Annotated in this window: 15 protein-coding genes; 13 read left to right on the top strand and 2 right to left on the bottom strand. The window is 72.7% G+C overall.

The features are described 5' to 3' along the window. The first annotated feature begins 22 nt into the window (after positions 1–22). The 4 genes from AB0K00_RS51670 to AB0K00_RS51655 all read left to right on the top strand — a co-directional run bounded on the left by AB0K00_RS51670 (position 23) and on the right by AB0K00_RS51655 (position 5,903). On the top strand, positions 23–1,660 hold the full coding sequence (locus AB0K00_RS51670; protein WP_363538222.1) for a substrate-binding domain-containing protein: 1,638 nt from the start codon (positions 23–25) through the stop codon (positions 1,658–1,660). Next, on the top strand, positions 1,657–4,413 hold the full coding sequence (locus tag AB0K00_RS51665; RefSeq protein ID WP_363538221.1) for a hypothetical protein: 2,757 nt from the start codon (positions 1,657–1,659) through the stop codon (positions 4,411–4,413). The genes AB0K00_RS51670 and AB0K00_RS51665 overlap by 4 nt, the downstream gene beginning before the upstream one ends. Next, positions 4,410–5,360 carry a sortase gene (locus AB0K00_RS51660; protein WP_363538220.1) on the top strand — a complete coding sequence of 317 codons (951 nt, stop codon included), beginning with the start codon at positions 4,410–4,412 and terminating at the stop codon, positions 5,358–5,360. The genes AB0K00_RS51665 and AB0K00_RS51660 overlap by 4 nt, the downstream gene beginning before the upstream one ends. Positions 5,361–5,450: 90 nt before the next feature. Beyond that, positions 5,451–5,903: a hypothetical protein gene (locus tag AB0K00_RS51655; RefSeq protein ID WP_363538219.1), complete on the top strand. Its 453-nt coding sequence runs from the start codon at positions 5,451–5,453 to the stop codon at positions 5,901–5,903. A 31-nt stretch (positions 5,904–5,934) separates the two neighbouring features. On the opposite strand, the gene AB0K00_RS51650 is transcribed toward AB0K00_RS51655, so the two are convergent. Both AB0K00_RS51650 and AB0K00_RS51645 read right to left on the bottom strand, forming a co-directional pair. Continuing rightward, positions 5,935–6,660: a TylF/MycF/NovP-related O-methyltransferase gene (locus AB0K00_RS51650; protein WP_363538218.1), complete on the bottom strand. Its 726-nt coding sequence runs from the start codon at positions 6,658–6,660 to the stop codon at positions 5,935–5,937. Between the two features lie 55 nt (positions 6,661–6,715). Further along, positions 6,716–7,687, bottom strand: coding sequence for a pyridoxal-phosphate dependent enzyme (locus AB0K00_RS51645; RefSeq protein WP_363538217.1), 972 nt, complete (start codon positions 7,685–7,687; stop codon positions 6,716–6,718). Between the two features lie 129 nt (positions 7,688–7,816). Between AB0K00_RS51645 and AB0K00_RS51640 the strand changes: the two genes are divergently transcribed. From AB0K00_RS51640 to AB0K00_RS51600, 9 genes are all read left to right on the top strand, one after another. Next, positions 7,817–9,061 (top strand): TIR-like protein FxsC, encoded by a 1,245-nt coding sequence (locus AB0K00_RS51640; RefSeq protein ID WP_363538216.1) that lies wholly within the window; start codon positions 7,817–7,819, stop codon positions 9,059–9,061. Beyond that, positions 9,061–12,999 (top strand): FxSxx-COOH system tetratricopeptide repeat protein, encoded by a 3,939-nt coding sequence (fxsT, locus tag AB0K00_RS51635; RefSeq protein WP_363538215.1) that lies wholly within the window; start codon positions 9,061–9,063, stop codon positions 12,997–12,999. Before AB0K00_RS51640 ends, fxsT begins: the two co-directional genes overlap by 1 nt. A 179-nt stretch (positions 13,000–13,178) precedes the next feature. Next, positions 13,179–14,099, top strand: a complete 921-nt coding sequence (locus tag AB0K00_RS51630) for an alpha/beta hydrolase (protein ID WP_363538214.1) — start codon at positions 13,179–13,181, stop codon at positions 14,097–14,099. A gap of 127 nt (positions 14,100–14,226) precedes the next feature. Further along, complete coding sequence (locus AB0K00_RS51625; RefSeq protein WP_363538213.1) at positions 14,227–17,145, top strand: AAA family ATPase; 2,919 nt, start codon at positions 14,227–14,229, stop codon at positions 17,143–17,145. A 28-nt stretch (positions 17,146–17,173) separates the two neighbouring features. Further along, the gene (locus AB0K00_RS51620) at positions 17,174–19,714 is read left to right on the top strand and encodes a caspase family protein (RefSeq protein ID WP_363538212.1); all 2,541 of its coding nucleotides are present in this window, start codon (positions 17,174–17,176) and stop codon (positions 19,712–19,714) included. Positions 19,715–19,785: 71 nt separating this feature from the next. Then, the gene (locus tag AB0K00_RS51615) at positions 19,786–20,010 is read left to right on the top strand and encodes a hypothetical protein (RefSeq protein WP_363538211.1); all 225 of its coding nucleotides are present in this window, start codon (positions 19,786–19,788) and stop codon (positions 20,008–20,010) included. Positions 20,011–20,252: 242 nt separating this feature from the next. After that, on the top strand, positions 20,253–21,275 hold the full coding sequence (locus AB0K00_RS51610; RefSeq protein WP_363538210.1) for a hypothetical protein: 1,023 nt from the start codon (positions 20,253–20,255) through the stop codon (positions 21,273–21,275). A gap of 103 nt (positions 21,276–21,378) precedes the next feature. Then, positions 21,379–23,028, top strand: coding sequence for a CHAT domain-containing protein (locus AB0K00_RS51605; RefSeq protein WP_363538209.1), 1,650 nt, complete (start codon positions 21,379–21,381; stop codon positions 23,026–23,028). A gap of 20 nt (positions 23,029–23,048) precedes the next feature. Then, positions 23,049–24,816 (top strand): hypothetical protein (locus AB0K00_RS51600; protein WP_363538208.1); only part of this gene is annotated, 1,768 nt, incomplete at its 3' end.

Here is a 24,816-nt window from a genome sequence, read left to right as displayed (position 1 = left end):
TACCCCAAGACGAGGAACCATCGTGCAGACTTCCGCCGCCGCCCGTTCGCGGACGGCCATCGTGGCCGTGCTGGCGATCGTCCTGAGCCTGATCGTGCCGGCCGCCCCGGCCTCGGCCGCCGGCCACGCCCGCATCACCGGCACCGGCTCGTCCTGGAGCGCCAACGCCATCGCCCAGTGGGTGGCCGACGTGCGCAAGCAGAACCTGCAGGTGGACTTCACCTCCACCGGCTCGGCGACCGGCCGCAAGGACTTCGCCGCGGTCGCCAACGACTTCGCCATCTCCGACATCGGCTTCCGCGGCACGGATTCGACGACCGGGCAGCGCGACGACGCGCAGGGCCGGCCGTTCGCCTACCTGCCGATCGTCGCCGGCGGCACCGCGTTCGTCTACCAGGTCCGCGTCGGCGGCCAGCTGGTGCGCAACATCCGGCTGTCGGGCGAGACCCTCGCGAAGATCTTCCTGGGGAAGATCACCGACTGGAACGACCCGCAGGTCACCTCCGACAACAACGGCCGGAAGCTGCCCTCGCTGCCCATCATCGTGGTCGTGCACTCCGAGGGTTCGGGCTCCACGGCGCAGTTCACCTCGTACCTGGCCAAGCAGTACCCGAGCCTGTGGCGGGCCTACAGCGGCTCGTCGGAGTTCACGGAGTACTTCCCGATCACCGGCAAGGACGGGCCCCGCAAGCAACCGATCTCGGTCAACGGCTCCGACTCGGTCATCAACACCGTCAAGGCCGGCTCCAGCAACGGCGCCATCGGCTACGACGAGTACTCCTACGCCCAGAACGCCGGCTACCCGGTCGTGGAGCTGGAGAACCAGGCCGGCTACTTCACCAAGCCGACCGACTTCAACGTCGCCGTCGCGCTGCGCGCCGCCGAGATCAACATGGACAAGTCGGACCCGCTGAAGTACCTGCTGCAGAAGCTCGACCAGGTCTACGTCAATCCGGACAAGCGCACGTATGCGCTCTCGTCCTACTCGTACATGATCCTGCCGACGGGCAACGACGCGAAGATGAACAGCGAGAAACGCCAGACGCTGGTCGACTTCATGTCCTACTCGATCTGCGCCGGGCAGGCCTCGATGGGCATCGCGGGCTACTCGCCGCTGCCGATCAACCTGGTCCAGGCGGGCTTCGAGCAGCTGCAGAAGCTGCACGACATCGACCCGGCGGTCACCGTCACCACGCAGCCGGTCAACAAGTGCAACAACCCGACGTTCATCGCCGGCGATCCGACCCGCAACCACCTGGCGGAGATCGCGCCCAACCCGCCGGACTGCGCGAAGCGCGGCGCCGGACCGTGCTCCGGCACCGGATCCCAGACCGGCAACACCGGCACGAACAACAACACCAACAACGGCGGCACCAACAACGGCGGCACCACGACGAACCCGTCGGCGTCGGGCAGCGCCGGGGCGACCGCCGGCGCCCAGATCGACCCGGACACCGGTGAGGTCATCAGCGGCGGTGGCAACGGCGGCGGCAGTGGCGGGGACGCCAACGCCGTCGGCGTCCCCAACGACCTCGCGGCGTTCAAGACCGGCAAGCACATGAAGGTGCTCGGCCCGACCGCGGCGGCGCTGCTGCTGCTCGTCGTCTTCGGCCCCGCCCTCCTCGGCCGCTGGCTGCGCCGCCGCCGGGAGGAGTCGTGAGGCGCCGCCGCGTGGCCAGCTTCGTCGTGCTGCTCATCTGCGCCGGCGTGGTCCTGCCCGGGGCCGGCTACACGGCCCCGTCCGACGAGGTGACACCGGAGTTCACCGGTTCCAAGACGATGGTGCGCGAGCACATCGAGGCCGACGGCACGAAGACGACCGGCGACCCGCTCACCGTCACCGCGTCGGTCAGCCAGGTCACCAACCTGCGCAACCGGCAGCAGATCAAGGTCAGCTGGACCGGGGCGCACCCGACGCTGGCCACGTCGAGCAACCCCAACAGCGTGCAGGCGCCGCTGCAGGAGTACCCGGTCGTCGTCATGCAGTGCCGGGGCGCCGACACCGCCGAGCACCCGCTCGACCCGACGACGTGCTGGACGCAGGGCGTCGGTGAACGCCGGTACACCGACCCGGTCCTGGCGTTCCCGCCGTGGCGGCTCGACCGGTACGAGAGCGCGGCGAACCGCCAGGCGACCGTCGGCCTCCCGCCGTCGCTGCCGGAGGGCTGCGACCTGTCCGACGTCACGCCGCCGTCGCGGTTCGTGCCGTTCGTGGGCCCGGCGCCGCAGAACGTCACCTACTACCCGCTCAACCGGCGCGAGAACAAGACCTGCGGCCCGGTCCTGGCGCCCGACATGGTCAACGTCGAGGACAAGGACGCCACCCCGACCAACACCACCTACGCGGCGAGCAACAAGGACGGCGCCGGCAGCATCAAGTTCGTGGTGACGTCGGACGAGTACAACCAGTCGCTCGGCTGCTCGATGACCGTGGTGTGCACCCTCGTGGTGCTGCCCATCATCGGCCTGAGCTGCGACCTCGCCGCCGCGGCGCTGCCGGCCGCGGACCGCCCGACGGCCAGCGACCTGCGTTTCGCCGGGCCCAAGTGCAAGGCGACCGGGCGCAAGGGCGTCGGGGAGTTCTACGACAACAGCGACCCCGACCAGGTTGACGTCGCGGTGACCGCGAAGTTCTGGTGGAGCGCCTCGAACTGGCAGAACCGGATCACCGTCCCCCTCTCGTTCGGGCCACCCGTCAACCTGTGCGACCTTGCGGACTCCCGTACCCCGGTGGACCTGGTCGGCTCCGAGCTGATGGTCCAGGCGACCGACCAGTGGGCGACGGCGTTCTGCACCGACCCCAGCCGCTTCAAGTTCCGGCACGTGCGTCTCGGCGAGCCGCAGGCGAAGTCCGCGCTGGTGGCCAACGGCGTGAAGGCGGCGCTGGTCAGCGTCCCGCCGCCGGATCCGTATCCGATCCCGACGGTCAGCGCGCCGATCGCGGTCACCGGCTTCGCGATCAGCTATGTCATGGACGACGAGAAGGGCAACGAGTACAAGGACCTGAAGCTCAACGCGCGGCTGCTCGCGAAGCTGCTCAGCGAGTCGTACCCGACGAAGAGCGACCTGCTCGCCGCCTACGGCAAGGCGCCCGCCGCCGACGGGTACCAGACGATGGCCGGCAACCCGCTGACCGTCGCGCTGGACCCGGAGTTCAAGGCGCTCAACCCGACCGTCGGCGATGCGTTCGCCAGTGTGCTGAGCTCCTCGACGCTGCTGGCGCTGTCGGGCAACTCCGACGTGATGTACGCGCTGTCGGCGTACCTCAACGCCGACCCGGAGGCGCGGGCGTTCCTCAACGGCACGCCGGACCCGTGGAAGATGGTGGTGAACCCGAAGTACAAGGGCATCGAACTGCCGCAGACGAGCTGGCCGCTGCTGGACTCGTTCGTCTCCGAGCACTTCACGCCCTACACCGGCTGCTCCGAGCCGGAGTTCACCGACGGCCTGGCGCAGATCCCGTACATGCCGCTGGTCGCCTCCCCGGTGGCGGACCTCGCGAGCATCGCGCTGCGGGTGCAGTACGCGTTGTCCAACGCCCACGTCAACTGCACCCTGCTGCGGGACGAGGGCGGCCAGCCGATCGGCGTCAACATGGGCGCGATCGGCCGGCAGGAGTTCCGTGGCCGCTTCATGCTGGGCATCACCAGCCTGGCCGACGCCGAGTTCCTCCAGCTCAACACGGCCGCGCTGCAGTCGCACTCGACGGCGTCGACGACCGAGAAGTTCGACGGGCGGGAAGGCCGCACCTTCGTCGAGCCGACCGAGGACTCGATGAAGGCGGCGATGAAGTTCGCCAAGCCCGACGCGGCCACGAACACCTGGCTGATGCAGTACGACAAGCTGGTCAGCGCGGACGCCGTCGGCGCCTACCCGGGCACCATGGTCGTCTACGCCACGGTCCCGACCCAGAACCTCGAGGCCGCCGACGGCACGCACCTCGCCCAGCTGCTGCGGTTCGCGGTCGGCGACGGGCAGACCCCTGGGCTCGGCAACGGCCAGCTCCCGCCCGGCTACCTGCCGCTGACCGCCGCGAACGGGCTCGGTGACTTCGTCGCCTACACCCTGCGCGCGGCCGACGCGGTGGCGGCGCAGGCGGGCGCGGTGCCGCTGCTGGTCCCGGCCGCCGCGGCCCCCACCACCCAGGCCCCGGCGGCCGGCGGTGGCGGGACGGGCACCGGCAACGCCACCGTGCCCGCCCCCGGGTCGCGCCCCTCCGGCGCGACACCGTCGGCGTCGTCCTCGCAGCCGCCCGTGGCCGCACAGCGACCGGCCGGGTTCACCGCCGGGCTGTCCTCGGCCCTGGCCGCCTGGGCGCTGCCGGTCGCCGTGGTGATCGCGCTGGCGGCCTTCCTCATCGGCTCGGTCACCCGCGCCGTGACGTTCGTCGTGACCTGGTGGAAGGCGACATGACCGCGGTACTCAAGTCCGGGCCCAAGCACCTGGCCGACGACGACCCGGACGACTTCGACGACTTCGACGACCTGGAGCCGGAGCCGGTCCGCCTCAGCAAGGTGCCGGTGCCGCCGGCCGTCACCATCGCCGTGCGGTCGCTGCTGACGCTGGCGCTGCTGTCCGGCTGGCTCGTCGCGTACGCGCTGGGGGTCAGCGCCGTGCAGGAGTCCCGCACCCAGCACCAGCTCTACAACGGGTTCCGGGAGAAGCTGGCCCTGGCCACCGCGCCGATCGGCGGCGAGATCGAGGCCGGCACCGCGGTCGCGCTGATCGAGGTGCCGAACATCGGGCTGAGCCAGGTCATCGTGGAGGGCACCAGCTCCGGGGTCATGCGCGACGGCCCCGGCCACCGCCGCGACACCGCCCTGCCCGGCCAGCCCGGCACGTCCGTCATCTACGGCCACGCGGCGGCGTTCGGCGGCCCGTTCCGCCGGATCACCGAACTGCAGCCCGGCGACGCGATCACCGTCACCAGCGGGCTGGGGATCATGCGGTACGAGGTGACCGGGCTGCGCCGGGAGAAGGACCCGCTGCCCGCCCCCTTGGCCGCCGGCGGTGCCCGGCTGACGCTGGTCACGGCCGAGGCCGACGGGTGGCGCAGCGGCTGGGCGCCGAACCGGGTCGTGTACGTCGACGCGATCCTCAAGAGCGGCGACCTCCAGCCGGGCCTGCCGGGCCGCCCCACCTCGGTGGCGGTGGCCGAGAAGGCGATGCAGGCCGACCCGGACGCGCTGGTGCCGCTGGTGTTCTGGCTGCAGCTGTTCGTGTTCGCGGCCCTCGCCACGACGTGGGCCCGGCAACGCTGGGGCGGCCTGCAGACCTGGTTCGTCGGCGTGCCGATCCTGCTCGCCTGCCTGTGGGGCACCGTGGAGACCCTCGCGGAGTTCCTGCCCAACCTCTCGTGACGCCCACCCGCCGCCGCCCTGCCTGCCGGCCTGCCGCGGCGGGCCGGGCGGCCGGGTGGTGGCGCCGCGGATGCGGGTAGCGTGCGCCGCATGGACGCCGGACCGCCGAGCCGCATCGCGATCGATCACGACGACTACCACGCCGAGCACGTCGGGCGGACCGCCGACGGCCGGCAGTTCTTCCTCACCACCCCGTTCGAGCCCGCCGGCGCCGACGGGACCGGCGGGCAGGAGTTCATCGCCCTGTACCTGTTCGACGAGCACGGCGCCCTGCTGGAGGCGAGGATTGACGCCTTCGGTCCCAGGGCTGAGGTGGACGACGCGGCGTGGCGCGCGGCGCGCGAGGCGCGGCTGCGCGAACTCGGCGAGGTCACCTTCACCCGCATCGAGGTGGCCCCGTTCGCCGTCGACCGGTTCGGCACGACCTTCGGCCTGATCCTCAACCCGCCGGAGGACGACGACGACGGGTGGTACGTCACCGTCGAACCCGGCGACTACATGGCCTTCACCGAACCATGGGACAGCGGCGACTACGACACCTGACGCTGACGGCAGGGCGGACCGGCAGGGGGCGTCACCAGTTGGCGCTGAGCCGGCGGCGGAGGCGGGTCGGGAGGAACGGGGCGGCCTTGGTGATCGGCTGGTCCGACACGACCTGGAACAGCGCGCGCCGGTCGCTCGTGCCGCCCTGGCCGCTGGGCTCGCGGCCGAACAGCGCGAGCATCGCCACCTTGATCCCGGTGCGTTCCAGCCATTCGGTGAACGCGCGGGCCTCGGCGGGGTCGTCGCCGTAGAACTCGTCGAAGAGCAGGAGGCTGCCCGGTGCGAGCAGCGGCCCGAGCCAGTTCAGGACGCAGACGGTCGAGCTGTAGAGGTCGGCGTCCAGGTGGGCCAGGCTCACCGTGCCGACCTCGGCGGCCAGTTCCGGGGTGAGTGAGTCGTCGAAGAATCCCTTGACGATGCGCACCCGGCGCAGTGTCGGCACCGGCGTGGCGAAGTTTCCGGCCGGCAGGTTCTCGTAGTCCTCGGCGAGGCCTTCGAAGGAGTCGCACGCGTAGATCCGCTTACCGCGTTGCCGGCGGTCCCAGATCTTCGCCCGCCACAGCTCGTCCCGGATGATCCTCGTGGAATACCCTTGATAGACGCCGAAGTCCATAATGTGTCCGGGCACCGGACGAGCGATTTGGACGGCGATTTCGAGGACCTGGCTGCGGGTCGGATACGTGATGCGGCCGCTGGATTCGGTCCAGTCCCCGCGCCGCCCGACGAACCATTCCTGGGTTGCATCGACTGTGGTCACGAACTCTGACGGTAATGACGCCGCGATCAACATCGACATACGATGATCGGATATTTCAGGACGATGTCCAGTCCGCGATCCAGTTCGAATATCTGTCACTGAGCAGGCCATAAGTGCCACCGCAGTGCACGAAAATGATTCTTGTATCCACGGCAATGGATCGCTCTGCGATCCCGGCCATGAGTGCGGCCAGCGCTTTTCCGGTGTACACCGGATCAAGGATGAGCCCTTCGGTGCGGGCTGCCAGCCGCATCGCGGTCCGGGCGTCCGGCAGCTCGGCGCCATAACCGGCGGCGGTGTAGCGCTCATCGACCCGCACCGATCCGGAAGGGTTCGGCCGGCCGGCGAAGGCGGCGGTCTGGTCGGTGAGGCGCGCGATCCGCACGGCCACGTCCTCGAACGCGCCGACGTTCACGCCGAGCACCCGGTCGTGATCGCCGAGCCCGGCGGCCAGCCCGGCGTGCGTCCCGCCGCTGCCCGCGGGCACGACCACCAGGTCGAAGCCGGGGACCTGGAGCTCGAGCTCGGCGGCGGCGACCACGTACCCTTGCGAGCCCACCTGGTCCGCGCCGCCGACCGGAATGACATACGGCCGGCGCCCGCTCGCGGCCAACCGTTCGCCGGCGGCCGCGATCTCCGCCTCGACCTCCGCGAGCCGGGTCTTGCCGGTCCAGATCATGGTGATGTCGAGGAGCGCGTCGATGACGATGTTGCCGGAGGCGGCCGCCGGTGCCTCGCCGGCGAACACGGCCACCACGTCGAGACCGAGCCGGCGACCGGCCGCGGCGGTGAGCCGCACGTGGTTGCTCTGCGCGCCGCCGCCGGTGACGAGCACGTCGGCGCCGGCGGCGAGGGCCGCGGCGCACAGGTGGTCGAGCTTGCGGACCTTGTTGCCACCGCCGGCGAGCGGGGTCAGGTCGTCGCGTTTGATCCACAGCCGGCCGGGGGCGAGGCCGATCGCGTCGCCCAGCCGATCCGCCCGGTCCATCGGCGTCGGCCCGGACAGCAGCCCCGCGGGAGAAGACATGTCAGGAAGTCTATGGGGAACGGCCGCGGCGACACCCGATTCGCCGGACAATGGCGGGGCACCACCGCCGAGTCCACGAGGTGGAGCCGCCGGTGCCGTCCAGGGCACCACGTTCGGCAAGGAGGACGTATGACATCGGCGCCACCGAAGCCGCGCTGCTGGTTCTTCCTGAGCTACGCCCATTCGCAACCGCTGCCCGGACGGGAGGAGACCGACACCGACGGCAACGTGCGGATCTTCTTCCGTCACCTGTCCGCCGAGGTCGCCAAGCTGACCGGCGCGCGCGAGGGGGCGACAGTAGGGTTCTTCGCCGGCCTCGCCGAGCCGGGTTCGGACTGGCGGGCCGTGCAGGGCGAGATGCTCGCCGTCGCCGACGTGTTCGTCGCGCTGCACTCCCCGAACTACTTCAACAGGTCCTGGCCGATGCGGGAGCGGGAGGCGTTCCTGCAGCGCCTGAGCACCGTGCTGCCGGCGCCGGAGCAGCGCCTGCGGCACGTCGTGCCGGTGCTGTGGGTGCCGCTGCCGCCGTGGGAGGACACCCCGGAGCACGGTGCGGCGCTCGCCCTCGGGCAGGGCGTGCCGGAGTACGCGGAGAACGGGCTCCGTGCGCTGTGCATGCTGCGCGGGTACGAACCGGCCTACCGGCGCATCCTGGAGCGGCTCGCGCGGCACATCGTGGACGTGGCGCGCACGTCGCCGGTCCGCCCGTCCGCGCCGATGCGGCTGGACGACGTGCGGATCGAGCGCCAGGCGGTCCGGCCCGCCGGGGACACCGAGAAGCCGTTCCTGGTGAGCGTGCTCTGCCCGACGCTCGACCACCTGCCGCCGGGCCGGTCCGCGACGCCGTACGGCGCGACGCGGCAGCGGTGGCGGCCGTTCGGTGCGATGCGCGAGCTGCCCGTCGCCGACTACGCCGCCAACACCGCGGAGCGGCGGGGCCTGCCGACCCGGATCATCGACTCCACCCAGGACGGCGCGGTGGAGTTGTTCGACAGCTGCCCGACGCTGCTGCTGGTCGACCCGTGGACCCTCGCCACGCCGGGCGGCGGGGACGTCCTCACCCTCGTCGCGAAGCACCTCCACCCGTGGGTGGTGTGCCTGGTGGTCGCCGACCGTCAGGATCCGGAGCACGCCGGGCGGGGCGCGGACCTGTCCGCGGAGGTGACCGCCAGGCTCGGGCGCGTCGGTGCCCGCCAGATCGTCACGGTGCTGGACGTGGACGAGCTGGCCTACCGGATGCCGGCGATCGTCGAAAGCACCCGCAAGGAGTACCTCAGCACCGGGATGGTGTTCCCGCCGCAGGGGCCGCACGAGACCCGCCCGACCCTTCGCGGTCGCCAGGACGGTCCAGGCACTACCGGGAGGGAGAATTGATGGGCGAGCACCAGGCCGGCAAGGTCGTCACGTTCTACTCGTTCAAGGGCGGGACGGGACGGACGATGGCATTGGCCAACGTCGCCTGGATTCTCGCGTCGAACGGCAAGCGGGTGCTGGTCGCCGACTGGGACCTGGACTCACCGGGCCTGCACCGGTTCTTCAAGCCGTTCATCCGTGAGGAGGCGCTCGACGTCGCCACCGGCGTGATCGACATGATCCGCGCCTACGAGTGGGCGACGACCCGTGAGGACGCGTCCGGCGAGGGCTGGTTCGCGCAGTACGCCAAGGTGCAGCCGCACGCGTTCTCCCTCGAGTGGGACCACTTCCCCGCCGGCGGCGCGATCGACTTCCTCGCCGCCGGCCAGCACAACACCGCCTACGCCCGCGACCTCAACGCCATGAACTGGGACGACTTCTACGACCGCCTCGGCGGCGGCCAGTTCCTCGACGCGATGCGCGAGGACATGCGGGCGAAGTACGACTACGTGCTCATCGACAGCCGCACCGGGGTGGGCGACGTGGCCGGCATCTGCACGATGCAGCTGCCCGACATCCTCGTGGCCTGCTTCACCTACAGCGAACAGGGCATCGACGGCACGTCCAGGGTGGCCCGGACGGTCCACCAGACGCGCCGCAAGCGCGCCATCCGGGTGCTGCCGGTCGCGATGCGGGTCGACCCGGCGGAGAAGGAGAAGGCCGACGCGGGACGGGCCGTGGCGCTGGAACGCTTCACGGGCCTGCCGGAGGGGATGAGCCAGGCGGACCGGGAGGCGTACTGGTTCGCGGTGGAGGTGCCGTACCGGCCCTTCTACAACTACGAGGAGACCCTGGCCGCGTTCGGCGACTGGCCCAGATCGCCCAGGACGACGCTCGCCGCCTTCGAGGCGCTCGCCTCGCACATCACCGACGGGGCGGTGGAGCGCATGCCGGCCATGGACGAGTCGGTGCGCCTGCGGACCTTGAACCGGTTCGTGCGGCAGGTCGTCGTGGCCGAGGAGGTCGTCGCCCTGCGCTACGCCCCGGCCGACCAGATGTGGGCCGAGTGGGTGGAGAAGCTGCTGCTGGAGGCCGGCATCCGGGTCTACGACCTGCAGGCCGGCGCGGCCGGCGGGGGCGGCGCCGCGAACCATCTCGCGCGCCAGCTCACCATCATCTCGCACGCGAACGCCGACACCGAGGCGCACACGGCCGTGCCGGACCGCGGCGACGCCCGCGGTGCCCTCGCGATCTACGTGGCCGACGTGCGGCCCCTGCGGAGCTACCCGATCGACCGGTCGGCGTTCCTCGCCGGGCAGTCGCAGCAGCAGGCCGTCGACCGGGTGCTGCGGCTGGTCGGCTTCCCGGCGAACCGGCCGACACCCGACCCGGGCGACGTCGGGGTCCGGTTCCCCGGCGCCGAACCGGTGGCCTTCAACGTGCCGGTCCGCAACACCAAGTTCACCGGCCGGGAGGCCGACCTGCGCCAGCTGCGGGCCAACCTGCTGAGCCGGCGCAGCGCCGCGCTGCTGATCGGCGACATGCCGGTCGCCCTGCAGGGGATGGGCGGCATCGGCAAGACCCAGCTGGCGATGGAGTACGCGCACCGCTTCAAGAACGCCTACGACGTGGTGTGGTGGATACCGGCGGATCCGGTGAACTTCGTCGACACCGAGCTGGCCGACCTCGCCGCGCGGCTGGACCTGCCGCAGCAGGCGGGCATCCCGGACATGGCCCGCTCGGTGGTCTCCGCGATCGGCCGGGGCGTGCCCTACGAGCGGGTCCTGCTGATCTTCGACAGCGCGGAGGACGTCCTGCGGGTGGTGCCGTTCCTGCCCGCCGAGCGCGCCCACGTGCTGATCACGTCGCGGAACAAGGAGTGGGCCGAGCGCGCCACCGCCATGCAGGTCGAGGTGTTCCAGCGCGGGGAGAGCATCGCGCACCTGCGCCAGCGGGTGCCGACGATCAAGCCGGACGAGGCGAACCGGGTCGCCGAGCTCCTCGGCGACCTGCCGATCGCGGTCGCGGCGGCGGGCGCGTGGATCGCCGAGACCGGCACCGACGTCCGCGAGTACCTGCGCCACATCGAGCGGCACGGCCCGGCGAACCTCGTCAACCCGCCGACCAACCAGTCGGTCGAGGCCACCTGGGACCTGTCGCTGCAGCGGCTGCGGGAGCGGTCGCCGGCCGCCTACCGCCTGCTGCAGCTGTGCTCGGTGATGGCACCGGAGATCGCCCTCGACCTGATCTACAGCGACGAGCTCGCCGCCGCGCTGGTCGAGCTGGATCCGGCGATGTCGGAGCCGATGTACCGCGGCGTGCTGGTGCAGGAGATCAACCGGCTCGCGCTGTTGAAGGTCGACGTCGGCGGCGGGCAGATCCAGGTGCACCGCCTGCTGCAGCACGTGGTGCGCAGCCGCATGACGAGCGAGGAGCTCGCCGGCGCGAAGCACCAGGTTCATCTGGTGCTCGCGGCGTCGCGGCCCAGGGACGCGAAGGACGAGGTCGACAACCCCGACTCCTGGAGGCGGTACCGGATGCTCTGGCCGCACCTGGAGTTCTCCGGGGCGATGGAGTGCGAGGACGAGTCCGTCCGGCAGCTGATGATCGACCGGCTGCGGTACGTGTGGCTCACCGGCGGCATCACCGACGGCCGTGCGGTCGGCAGGGACATCGACGCCACGTGGACCGCGATGCTGGCGCGCACCACCGGGGAGCGGGAACGCCAGACCCTGCTGCGGCAGCTGCTGCACCTGCGCTTCAACCTGGCCAACGTCCTTCGCGAGACCGGCCTGTTCGAGGAGTCCCGCCGGCTCGACGAGGAGGTCCTGCGGCAGCAGCTGGAGCTGCTCGGCGATCATCACCCGCACACGCTGATGACCGCCGGCGGCCTCGGCGGCGACCTGCGCGCGCTCGGCATGTACGCCGAGGCGCTGGCCCGCGACGAGATCACCTACAAGACCTGGTCGGAGTTCTTCGGCGACGACAATCCCCGCACGTTGGGCGCCCTGAACAACCTCGCGGTGTCCTACCGGCTGGCCGGCGACTTCCGGCAGGCCCGCGAACGCGACGTCGAGGCGTACGAGGGACGCCGCAAGGTGCTCGGCGAGCTGCACCCGAGCACGCTCGCCGCCGGCGACAACCTCGGCCGGGACCTGCGCGAGGCCGGCGACTACGACGGCTCCGTCAGGCTGCTCAGCACCGTCGCGAACCGCTTCGAGCAGGTGCTGCCGGACACCGCGCGGGCCCTGGTGTCGAAGGCCAACCTCGCGGTGTCGCTGCGCAGCGCCGGCCGGGCCGCGGAGGCGGCGCCGCTGCTGGAGGACGCCTACGAGAAGCTCAACGACCTGCGGGGACCGGCCAACCCCGACACGCTCTCGGTCCGGCTGAGCAGGGCGTGCAACATCCTCGCGGTCGGCACCGGCGAACCCGAGCCGATGCGCCGGTTCGCCTACGAGACCGCCGGGAGCGAGACGCGCGAGGTCGAGGCGGCGTACTCGGCCAGCCTGGGCCGGCGGCACCCGCACACGCTGGTCTGCATGAACAACCGGGCCGCCATCGCCCGCGCGGACGGGGACCTGGTCCAGGCGGAGCGGCTGGCCACGCAGGCGGAGCGGCAGTTGGCGGTCGTGCTGGGCGCCGGGCACGCCTACACCCTCGCGGCCCGGCTCAACCTGGCCGTGATCCAGGCCGAGCTGGGCGACCTGGGCGGGGCACGGGACCTGGTCGGCCGGACCTGGGCCGAGCAGCAGCGGGTGGCCGGACCGGAGCACCCCGACACGCTGCGGTGCCAGGCGAACCTCGGGCTGATCCACCGGGAGTTCAACGGCGCCGACCCGGCCGGCCTCGCGGACGTGCTCGATCGGCTGGCGCAGCGGCTCGGCGAGCACCACCCGGCGGTGCTCGCCCTGCGAGCGGGTCGTCACGCCCACCGGATGCTGGATCCGCACCCGTTCTGACCTTGTCCGGTATCGACAAATTCGCAGAACCGGTGATGGATTGTCGACAGTCCCGTAACCTATGCAGACACATCGACGTGTTCCCCAGGCCGCCGCGACGCACTGTCGGCCGGCCTCCGTGGCGAAAGACACCCCCCGGGAGGGCTCGAGTGTCCGACGAACGAGCCACACAACGCGCGGTGAAGGCTCGTGACGGCCGGGCCCTGCGGGTCGAGATCAGTGGCGACCCTTCCGGCTCACCGGTGTTCCTCCTGCACGGCACCCCCGGCAGCAGGGTGGGGCCGAAACCCAGGAGCGGCGTCCTCTACCGGCTCGGCATTCAACTGATCTGCTACGACCGTCCGGGGTACGGCGGATCCGATCGGGACAGGGAGCGCACGGTCGCGTCGGCCGCCGCAGACATCCAGGCGATCGCCGACGAACTCGGCGTCGACCGGTTCGCCGTCGTCGGCCGCTCCGGCGGCGGACCCCACGCGCTCGCCGCCGCCGCCTGCCTGCCGGAGCACGTCACCAGGACGGCCGTGCTCGTCGGTGTCGCGCCCGCGAACGCGGACGACCTCGACTGGTACGCCGGCATGACCGACGCCAACATCCGGGAGTATTCGACCGCGGACGCCGACTGGCACAAGCTCGTCGAACGCGTCCGGTTGCAGGCCGAGCGGGTGCGCCGCGACCCGGTGAGCCTCGTCAAGTCGCTGCAGCGGCAGATGACCGACCCGGACCTGCGGGTCGTCGACGACATCGCGATCCAGCGCCTCCTCGCCGAAACCTACGCCGAGGCGCTGCGGCCGGGGCCGTACGGCTGGATCGACGACGTCTATGCGCTGCGGTCCGACTGGGGGTTCAACGTCGCCGACATCCGCCAGCCGGTGCTCGTCTGGCACGGCGCCGACGACAACTTCTCGCCGGTGAGTCACGCGCGGTGGCTCGCGGCCCGGATCCCCCGGGCGGAGATCCGGGTCGAGACCGAGACCGCGCACTTCGGCGCCGTCGAGGTGCTCCCCGAGGTCCTCACCTGGCTGGCCGCTCCGGACGCGAGCGCATCCTGGCCGGCACCGGAGCTGGTCAGTGCCCGCTCGGGCCGGCGATGGGAGCGCTGAGGCGCCGTGTACACCGGCGACTGATGTGCGCGGCACCGCCCGGAGGGTAGGGTCGCGAAGGCCAACGGTGAACCTGACCACACGCAAGGGCGATGACAGCCACGGGGGAGGCTGCTGAGGATGGGTCATGCACAGCGAAGACCAGACGTTTGTCGGGCGCGCTGAGGAGCTCGAGCGGCTGAGGCTCCGCCTCGCCACCGTCAGCGGCGACAACCTGGCCAAGACAATGTTGGTCAGCGGCGACGCCGGGGTCGGCAAGAGCCGGCTGCTGCGGGAGTTCACCAGGATCGCGCGGGACTCCGGCGCATACCTGCTGCACGGCTCGTGCGACGAGCACCTCGGTGGCCTGATGCCCTACCTGCCGCTCATGGAGGCGCTCGAGGGCTTCGACCGGGACCACGGCACGGCGAAGGCGAAGGAGCTCGGCGGGCCCTCCTACTCGCTGCTGACCGACCTGTTCAACGGCACCGGGCAGCCCGCCGCCGACGGTCTCGGCGCACCGCATCAGGTGTTCCTCGCCCTGCGGCGGATGCTGGACCAGATCGGCGCCGAAAGGCCGGTCGTGCTGGTGGTGGAGGACCTGCACTGGGCCGACCTGTCGACGCTCGGGCTGGTCAGCGCGCTGGCCCGGGCCCGGCCCGAGGGCCGCCGGACCATGCTGGTGTGCAGCCACCGCCCCAGCGACCTCGTGCGCGACACCCCGCTGTGGGGGATGCTGGCCAACGCCGACTTCGTGCGCCGGGTCGAGCACATGACGCTGCCGGCGTTCACGGAGCAGGAGCTGCGGCAGTTCCTCGGCGACATCGGCGGCGCGCCGGTCCCGGACGCAGTCCTGCGGCGCTGCATGGAGTGGTCGGACGGCATCGCCTTCCAGGCCGAGCAGCTGATGGCGGCCGGGGTGCTGGACGAGGACGACGTGCGCCTGCCGCCGATCCTCGACGACGTCATGATGTCGCAGGTCTCCGGCGCGAGCGAGGAGGCCCGCAAGGTGTTGCGGGTCGCCGCGGTCGCCGGGCGGCGGATGAGCCACCGGCTGCTGCGGAAGGTCAGCGGGCTGGCCGGTGACACGCTCAATGACGCGCTGCAGGTGTGCCTGGACCGCAGGATGCTGGTGCCCGACCAGGCCGACGGGGTGTACCGGTTCCGGCATGCGCTGCTGCGCGAGACGATGTACCAGCGCACCGCCACCGGCACGAAGGCCGAGCTGCACGTGGCGATGGCCGAGGCGATCGTCGCCGACCCCCGGCTCAGCGTCGGCGAGGCGGTCACCGCCGATGCCGAGGAGGCGTACCACTGGCACCGGGCGGGGCGGCTGCCGGAAGCGTTGCGGGCTGCGGTCCGCGCCGGTCGGGCGGCCGAACGCACCCTCGCCTTCTCGTCCGCGGAGCTGCAGTTCGACCGGGTGCTGGAGCTGTGGAACGCGGTCGAGGACGCGGAGAAGCAGGCCGGCCTGCCGCTGGTCGAGGTCCTCGCCGCGGCCGCCGACGCGGCGCGCTGGTCCGGGCACCTCAAGGAGGCGGTCGGGCACGTCGAGGCGGCGATCGCGCTGGTCGACCCGGTCACCGATCCCGACCTCGCCGGGGAGCTGCACGAGCGGCTCGGCAACCACCTCTGGGAGGACGGCCAGCGCAAGCGGTCCGACGAGGCGTACGCGCGGGCGGCCGCGCTGCTCACCGACCGGCCCGCCTCGGCCGGGAAGGCCCGCGTCGTGGCGGCGAGGGCGCTGGCGGAGCTGCGGGCGGGCCGGCACCGCGACGGCCGCCGGATGGCGCAGAAGGCGCTGGTGATGGCGCGCGACGTCGACGCCCGCGCCGAGGAGGGCCGGGCGTTGAACGTCTCCGGGGTGGCGCTGGGCATGCTCGACGACGTCGCCGGGGCCGAGCGGCACCTGCGCGAGGCACTCGCCATCGCCCGGGAGGTGCACAACCTCGAGGACCTGTTCCGGGCGTACAGCAACCTCTGCCTGGTGCTCGAGCACGGCGGCCGGCTCATGGACGCGGCGGAGCTGGCGAAGGAAGGGCTGGCCGAGGCGCAGCAGCTGGACGTGCAGGACACCCGCCAGGGCAGTGTGCTGGCCAACAACGCCAGCGTCGTGCTCGTCCTGCTCGGGTACTGGGACGAGGCGGAAGCGATCATCACCCAGTCGATGCTCAGCCGGCAGGTGGGGGAGAGCCTGTACCCGAGGCTCACGCTGGCCGAGGTGCAGGTCGCCCGCGGCCGGTTCGCACAGGCGAAGCAGATGATCGCCTCGCTGTCGATCGTCGAACAGGTCACCGACGTGCGGTTCCTTGGCCCGTTCCATGCGGTACAGGCGGAGCTCGCGCTGTGGGAGGGGCGGCACGCCGACGCGGTCGAGCAGGTGCGGCTCGGCATCGCGGCGGTCCAGGGCGGCGAGAACGTGCTGGAGATGCTGCGGCTGTGCGCGATCGGGCTGCGCTGCGCGGCGGACCGCGGCGACTCCGGCAGCTCGCTCAGCGACCGGCTGGCCCAGCTGGCCGCGGTGGCGGTGAAGGACGCGTCGCGCACCGCGGAGATCGAGCAGCTCGTCCTGCTGGGCAAGGCCGAACGGCAACGGCTGCTCGGCGGCCGGAACATGACGATGATGTGGGCCGGTGTCGCCCAGGGCTGGGCCAACCTGGACCGCCGGTACCCGGCGGCGTACGCACGGTGGCGCGAGGCCGAGGCCGCCGTCGCCGAGCAGCACCCGGATCAGGCGAAGGACGCGGCCCGGGCGGCGTACGCCACCGCCCACGCGCTGCGCGCCGAACCGTTGCAGCGGCAGGTGGAGGCCCTCGCCGCCGCCGCCCAGCTCGACCTGGCCGTCCGGCGCGAACCGGTGGGCTGGCCGTATGAGCTGACCCGGACCGAGTTCGAGATCTTCGGGCTGCTGTACGAGGGGCTGAAGAACACGGAGATCGCGAAGCGTCGCAGCATCTCGACCCGCACCGTCGAGACGCACCTGCGCCGGATCTACACCAAGCTCGGCGTGCACAGCCGGTCCGACGCGATCGTCAAGGCGCTGCGCGAAGGGACGTTCGGCCGCTGACCTCCACCGCCGTCCGTCAGAGAGGTGCATGACGCACAGGGCGCTGTTGATCGGCGCACAGACCAACGGGCTGCAGGGGGTCGACAACGACGTCGCCGCGATGGTCCGCGCGCTGCAGCCGCGGGACTTCCGCATCGACACGGTGACCGGCTCCGACGCGACCCGGGACGGGATCCTCGACGCCTACCGCAAGCTCATCGCCGACACCCGTCCCGGCGACGCCTGCGTCGTCTACTACAGCGGGCACGGCGGTCTGCTGCGCGCGCCGGCCGAGCGGGACGGCACCAGCAGGTCGCAGGCCGACCTGCAGTTCATCGTCCCGCACGACTACACCGACTCCACCGACGACGACTTCCGCGGCATCACCGGCACGCAACTGTCGGCGCTGCTGGCCGAGCTGACGGCGGTCACCCCGAACGCCACCGTCGTGCTCGACTGCTGCCACTCCGCGCACCTGTCCAAGAAGCCCCGGCGGGTCAAGGCGTTGCTGCGGCAGTCGACCAACGTCACGTACGCGAACGTGCGGCGGCACGTCGACCAGCTCGTCGCCAACGGGCTCAAGGACGCCCCCCGGGATATTCACAGCAATCGCAACGCGGTGCGGATCGTGGCGTGCGCGCCGCACGAGTCCGCCTTCGAGAGCGCCAACGTCGACGGGGTCGACATGGGCCTGCTCACCGACGCGCTGACGCGCAGGCTCCTGGCCACGCAGGACATGCGGGTCAACTGGCTGACGCTGATGGACGCGATCCGCCGCGACGTGCAGAACTTCGAGTCCGCACAGCGCCCCGAGGCGGAAGGCCCGTCGAACCGGCAACCGTTCGAGGTGACCGACCTGACCCCGCTCGCCACGCTCCCCGTCGTGGCCACCGGCCGGAACCGGATCAGCCTGCTCGGCGCGCCGCTCATCGAGGTACAGCGGGGCGACGAGTTCGTCATCATGCCCGGCGACACGGCCGAGGCCGTCACCGACCCGGCGGACCCGCGCGCGATCGCCACGGCGACGGTCGAGGAGGTCGTCCAGATGGCGGCCACGGCCACGCTGCACCTCGCGCCGGGGTGGGACGAGGTGCCCGTGGACGCCCGCGCGCACCGGACCGTCGCGGGTGCGCCGGCGTTGCCGGTCCGCCTGCCGGACGGGCATCCCGTGCGCGACGACCTGCGCGACGCCATCACCGGGCGGCCGCTCGTGCGGGTCGCCGACCCGGGCGAGGAGACGGCGGTCTCGGTCCAGGTCGACGCCGCGGGCCGGCTCACCGTCCACGACCTCGTCGGCCCGCTGCACGAGCCGTGCGGGTCGGCGCCGCACGACATCGCGCGGATCGTGGCGAACCTGCAACGGCTCGCCCAGGCCGCGGCGCTGCGCCGGCTCGGGTCGGACACCGCACCGTTCGAGCACCAGGTGCGGGTGGAGCTGGGGCGGGTGCGCGGCGACGAACGGGAGCCGCTGCCGGCGTCCGGCGCCCTGCTGTACGCCCACCGCGACGAACGCATCTACATCCAGCTGCACAACGACGGCACGACGCCGGTGTATGTGTCCCTTGTGGACATCGGCATCTCGTCCCGGATCGGGCTGCTGACCGGGGCCGACCCGAGCGGCATCCAGATCGAACCCCGCACGAGCTACACGTACGGCTGGAACGACGACAGCCAACGGCTGGTGGGCGTCGACGTGACCTGGCCGGTCGGGGTGGAGACGACGTTCCCCCGGCCCGAGACGGTCCTGGCCGTCATCAGCAACCGGCCGGTCGACGTGAGCGTGCTGCAACAGGCCGGCGTCCGCGGCGCCGGGCCCGTGCCGGACCGGCTGGTGCACGGCTCGGCGCTGGAACGCCTGCTGGCCCAGGCCGTCACCGGCGCGTTCCGCGAGGTCGGCAGCGCGCCGGGGGCGAAGGTCCGCTATGCGGTCGTGCCGATCGACTTCACGGTCAGCCCGACCGCGCCGCCGACGGCCGAGGACGCGCCGTTCCTCCTCGACGACCGGCCCACCGAACCGGTGCGCCTGCTGTCGCCGCGCGGCACGCTGCCGGGCCGGGTCGCGGTGCGGCTGACCGACGTCGTCGTCCATCGCAACCGCGCCTTCGGCGAGGCCGACGTCCGGCTGGACACCGTGGTGCTCACCGGCGACCAGGCGGGGCTGCCCGTCTACCGCGCGGAGACGGTGCGGTGCAGCAACATCCGCGACGGCCACCGGCTGCCGCTGGACGACCTCCTCATCTACCACGGCCCCGCGGTCGACTTCCTCGACATCGCGATCTGGGTGTCCCGGGACACCAAGGGCAGCCTCTCCATCGGGGACCTGCTCACCCAGAGCCTGAACGACCCCGCGCTGCAGGCCGCCAGCGTGCAGCTGGCCGGGGTCGCGCCGCACGCGGCGGTTGCCGTGGCGACGGCCGGTGCCTGCGCGACCGTCGTCAACACCGCGTACCGGGCGCTGCTGGGCATCATCGGGCCGGCGATCGGCCTGTACCGGACGTCGCTGCTCGCCCAGGAGCAGTTCGGTATCGGCCGGCACGAGCGGCACCCGCAGGATTTCTCGTTCACATTCTCGGTCGAGCCGGTGGCCTGAATCACCGGAGCGGTCCGTCAGGAAAGCACTGGGAACACCCGAATCCGAAGCACGACGAAAGGAACCGAACAATGGCGAAGAAGCTGATCGTCGGCCAGTCGCAGTGGGAGATCAGCGACCGGGACGCGCCGGTCGTGGTCAAGCAGGTCCGGGAGGCGATGGAGACCGGCTCGCTGGTCGACCTGCCCCTGGTCGACGACACGGGCCGGACGGTCACCGTCCTGTTCAACGGCAGGATCGCGGCGACCGCGGTGCTCGACCTCGACGACGACCCGCGCCCGAGCGAGATGGCCTGACCGGCACGGACCTGGGCCGGGGCCCGCTGCGCGGGAACCCGGCCCACCCGTACGTAGCCGGCCGGCCGCCTACGTAATCCACGGTACATCGCCGGCCAGAAATACATTCCCACGTCTCGCTGCGGTCGAATCGAAGCATCGATGTCCGCAGCTCGAAGGCGCTTCGCGGGATATTTCCGCGGGTAACTCCATGCCCTCCGGCGACTGCGGTGACACAACAGTCGACATGGAGGCGCGGGCCTGTGGTGAATACCGATGAACTGCCCGGCGCGGCGGAGTTCGTTCGTGAACTCGCCCGGAACGGCACACTCAAATATCACATGTCGACCGGGTCGCAGGCGCGGCGGCGGTGGCTGCGGGCCGGCGCCTGCGAGATCGTCTGGCCGCTCGTGTACGCCCGGGTGACCAAGCGGTTCGAGCACAGCCGGGGCCACTTCCTGTGCGCCACCGCGTTTCACCGGCTGGAACCGGAGTGCCTCGACCGGTTCCACGACGACGTCGAGGCGGTGCTGGACCACCTGTTCGCCAACGCCGGCATCCCCATCCAGAATCTCGAAGGCTGGCTGGTCATGTGCCTGCAGCGGGCCACCGTCGACGGGCACCGCCGGCGCCGCAGCGAGCGGGGCGCCGCGCAGCGGCCGCGCCTGACGACCTGGATCCGGCGGGCCCTCGGGGACGACCCGTGGCTGCTGGAACTGTCGGTGGCGATCCTCGACTGGGTCGGCGTCGAGTCGACCGCGGGCAGCTACGTGTGGCCGTTGACGGTCTGGGCGCAGCGGCGTGCGGTCCGTCTCGGCGACCACCGGCCCGACGAGGCGGCGGTCGCGGCCGACGTCGAGACCGTCCTGACCGCCATGCGCCGCAAGCCCGCATGGTACGACCGCAACATCGAACGCCCGCTGGGCCGCAAGCAGGCACCCGTCTGGAAGGAATGGCCGGCGCCGGACGGGACTGCGGCGGACCCGGAACCCCTGATCCTCGTCGGCGTCGACGAGGTCAACGACATGTTGATGACCGAGCTCGCCGCGGCGGCGCTCGACACGGTCCGCAGCCGGGTCCGCGGCGGCGAACCGGCCGACCGGGTCGTGCCGGAGGTGATCGAGACGGTGTTCGGGTCGCCATCGGCCACGCACGGGCTCGACCGCCTTCCCGGCACACGCACGGACGGCCTGGAGCGGGCCGCCGAGCTGGTCCGCGACCCGGCCCGGCGCAAGCGCATCGTCCACGCGGTCCTCGTCCTGCTGCGGGAGGAGGCCGCCCGGTAGCGGCCCCGGACGGCGGTTCGTTCCGGAACACCGGCACGGACCGCCGTTGCCGTCCGTCAGAGCAGGAAGCACCTAATTCGTCCACCCGGACCGAGGAGTATCAGTGTCCGACGAACCCGCCGACATCTTCGCACCTGGCGCCGCAACCGTGAGCTGGAGGTTCGTCGACGGCGTCCGCCTCGTCGACGACCCGGCGCCGGCGCGTCAGGTCGCCCTGGACGGGCTGCGGGACGATGCCTGGCGGGTCCTGCTCCAGCCGGACCGGGCGTCGGCCCGCAGCGCGGCGCGGGACGCCGAGGAAGGCGCCACGGCACTCGCCGTCCGGTGCCTGGTCGAGCACGACCCGGCGGGCGCCCTGCAGGCGTTGGACACCGGCCGGGGGCTGATGCTGTTCGCCGCCGTCGAACCGCGCGACCCGGCCACCCGGCTGGTCGAGGCGGGCCACGCCGAGCTCGCCGGGCGCTGGCTGGGTGCCGCACCCGGACCGCCCGGCACCGACCTGCGCCGGGCGGTGCTCGAGGTGCTGACCCGCGACGCCGGCCTGCTGGACCCGCCCGGGCTCGCCGAGATCCAGGCGGCGCTGCGCCGCCTCGACGCCGACGCCCTGGTGTACCTGGTGCCCGGCGTCCGTCCCGACGGCGGCTGGGCGGTGCTCGCTCCCGCGCACGGCGCGCCGCTGTCCATCCCGCTGGCCGACCTGACCGTCGAGCACGGTTCGCCCGTCGCGCGGTATCTGCGGGCGCTCGCCGCCGGCCCGACCGGGCCTGACGGGACCGGCGACGACGCGTCGAACCAGCTCCGGCAGAGCATGCAGGACCTGTGCGGCTGGGCGTGGACCGCGGCCGTCGGCCCGCTGCTGCAGCGGTCCCTCGACACCGGCCGCGCCACGGGTAGCGTGCCGCGTTTCGTGCTGGTGCCGATGGGCGACCTCGCAAGGGTCCCGTGGCATGCGGCCCGAGATCCCGACCGGGTCTACGCGGTGCAGCGCGCCGCGTTCTCGCAGGCCGCCTCGGCCCGCATGCTGTGCGCCTCGGCCGCCGCCGTGCCGGTGCCGCTGACGTCCGCGGGCCTCATCGTCGCCGACCCCGACACCGGCGGGCAGGCTGCCGACCTCGCCGCCGCCCGCGTCGACGCCTACGCCATCCACCAGGCGTTCTACCTGGGCGCCCGCTACGTCGGCCGGTACCCGGACGGCCGCACGAGCCGGTCCGGCGCCGGCTCGCCCGACGACGTGCGGGACTGGCTGCGGGCCGACGGGGCCGAGGCCGGCGCAGTGCTGCACCTCGCCACGCACGGGGAGACGCAGCACGGCATGCGGGCCGCCCCGGCCCAGCTGCTGCTCGCCGGCGGCGCCCGGCTCACCGCCGACGAACTGGCCGCCGGCACGGCCGGCGCCCGGCACCCGGTCGGACTCGTCGTGCTCGCCGCCTGCCACACCGGGCAGCCGGCGCACGGCTACGACGAGACCCACCACCTCGGCACGGCGCTGCTCGCCGCGGGCGTGCGCAGCGTGCTGTCGGCGCGGTGGAGCGGGCCGGAGCGCGCCACCGCACTGCTGATGTTCATGTTCCACCACTACCTGATGGCCGAACGCCGCCCAGCCTGGGACGCGTTGCGCCGGGCGCAGCTGTGGATGCTCGACGACGCCCGCCAAGCGCCCGTCACCATGCCCGTCCGCCTGCGTCAGATGCTCGGCAACACCGACCCGGCGCACGTTGTCGCGTGGGCCGGCTTCGTTCACTCGGGACAGTGACCGGTCGGAGGGACGACACCATGGACGACGTCACAGCGTTGCGGGCACGGCTGGCACAGCTGTCCGGCGCGGCGCGTGCCGCCACGTTGCTGGAACTCGGCCGGGCGCTGAGCGAACGGTGCCGGCGTGCCGGTCCCGCTGACCCTGCCGGGCCGGCGGACCTGACGGCAGCGATCGACGCCTGCGAGGAAGCGCTGCGATCCGGGCAGTTGCCGCCCGGGCCGGGCGCCCTGGCCCGGCTCATGCTCGGGCAGCTGTATCTCGGCCGCGCGGCCGTGCGGCTGCGCTCGTCCGGCGCCGCCGGCGAGCTCCGGCCGGCCGCCGGGTCCGACATCGAGGACGCGGTGCGGTGCCTGCGCGAGGTGCGGGACGGGCCGCCGGCGGCCACCGGGACGGCGGCGGCGGTCGAGCACCTGCTCACCGCGGCCGAAGCACTGCAAGCGATACGCCCCGGCCACGGGGTGGACGGGGGCCGGATGACGGGGGTGATGGCCATGCTGCAACAGGTCGAACGGGAGCTGCCGGCGTTCGTGGCGGCCGGCGTCGGGGTGGCGCCGTCCGCACCGGTCGCGGCCGGCCCGCCGGGCCGTCCCGCGACGGTGCATGATCCGAGGAGCCGGGCCGCACCCGTGCCTGGCGCGGTCCCGGCGGTGGCCGGCGTCGGTCTGGGCGCCGCACGCCGGGCGGCCCGCGTCAGGCTGGCCGGGCTCAGCGGTGACCGCCACGGCGAACCGTGGACGCAGGTCCTGCGGCTGCTCGGCGCCGGGCCGGCGGACCTGCCGGTGGGTGAGCTCGATGCCTTCGTGGGGGCGGCGACCAACGCCGTCGACGTCGCGACGCGGGAGGAGGCGCCGGGCGCCGGCCTGGACCTGCTGCTGCTGGCGGCGGCGCTGTGCCTGCGCGGCCGTTCCGACGACGGCGGCTGGGGAGCCGGGGCGGCCTACGAGACGAGCGGCGACCTGCGCACCGGCGCGCGGCACCTGCGCGCCGCCGCGGAGCGGATCCCGCCCGCGCACCCGGCCGCCGGCGCCGTGGTCGAGGCGTTCGGATCGTTCCTCGACGGCACCCGGCCGCTGTGCGGACCCGGCGCCGACGTCGCGGCCGCGCTCGGCGGCTACGCCGCGGCGGTCGCCGGCCCGACCGGTGTGGTCACCGCGCTCGGGCTGCTGTGCCGGTCGATCACCGCGCTGCGCGACGGTGGGGCCGTGCACGCCGACGCGTTCGTCCGTGCCGTCGAGGCGGTGCCCGCCGGCCATCCGCTCTGCCCGCTGCTCGGCAGAGCGGGTGTCCACCTGCGGCTCGCCGAGGCGGTCCGGTCCGGTGACCACGCCCGGGTCCGCGCCGCCGCGGCGGCCGAGCCGTCACCGCTTGCCGCGGTCCTGGTCGCCCTCGACGGTGACGACGCGGCCGCGTTGCGGTCGGCGGCCGGCGACCTGCCCGCGACGCACCCGCTCGAGGCCGCGATCGCCGGGGCGGTGCTCCTGCAGCAGGACGACCTCGACGGGGCGATCGCCGTGCTGCGCCCGGCGGCCAACGCGCTCGACGCGGCCGACGCGGATGACGCGGCCGGCACGGGCGGCGTGGGTGGCGGGCTCAGGGACAGGACCTGGTGGCGGCTGGCGACCGCGCACCGCCGCCGCGGCATGGCCGGGGACGCCGAGCAGTGCCGCGCCGCGGGACTCGCCGCGTTGCGCGGCGCCGGCCAGGACGCCGCCTGGGCCGCCTGCTTCGCCGGCTGGATGCTGGCCGACGGCCGGGCCGCGGAGGCGTTCACGGCGCTGGAGGCCG

Origin of the sequence: Dactylosporangium sp. NPDC049525 (assembly GCF_040676755.1) — a bacterium.
In the GTDB taxonomy this organism is placed as follows: Bacteria; Actinomycetota; Actinomycetes; order Mycobacteriales; family Micromonosporaceae; genus Dactylosporangium.
The sequence above is the reverse complement of the archived record's forward strand: the minus strand, read 5'-3'. Positions and strand labels throughout refer to the sequence as shown.

Coding starts and splice junctions, on each gene's coding strand:
- AB0K00_RS51660 (WP_363538220.1), top strand. CDS start 4,410: ATGACCGCGGTACTCAAGTCCGGGCCCAAGCACCTGGCCGACGACGAC.
- AB0K00_RS51655 (WP_363538219.1), top strand. CDS start 5,451: ATGGACGCCGGACCGCCGAGCCGCATCGCGATCGATCACGACGACTAC.
- AB0K00_RS51645 (WP_363538217.1), bottom strand. CDS start 7,687: ATGTCTTCTCCCGCGGGGCTGCTGTCCGGGCCGACGCCGATGGACCGG.
- AB0K00_RS51640 (WP_363538216.1), top strand. CDS start 7,817: ATGACATCGGCGCCACCGAAGCCGCGCTGCTGGTTCTTCCTGAGCTAC.
- fxsT (WP_363538215.1), top strand. CDS start 9,061: ATGGGCGAGCACCAGGCCGGCAAGGTCGTCACGTTCTACTCGTTCAAG.
- AB0K00_RS51625 (WP_363538213.1), top strand. CDS start 14,227: ATGCACAGCGAAGACCAGACGTTTGTCGGGCGCGCTGAGGAGCTCGAG.
- AB0K00_RS51620 (WP_363538212.1), top strand. CDS start 17,174: ATGACGCACAGGGCGCTGTTGATCGGCGCACAGACCAACGGGCTGCAG.
- AB0K00_RS51615 (WP_363538211.1), top strand. CDS start 19,786: ATGGCGAAGAAGCTGATCGTCGGCCAGTCGCAGTGGGAGATCAGCGAC.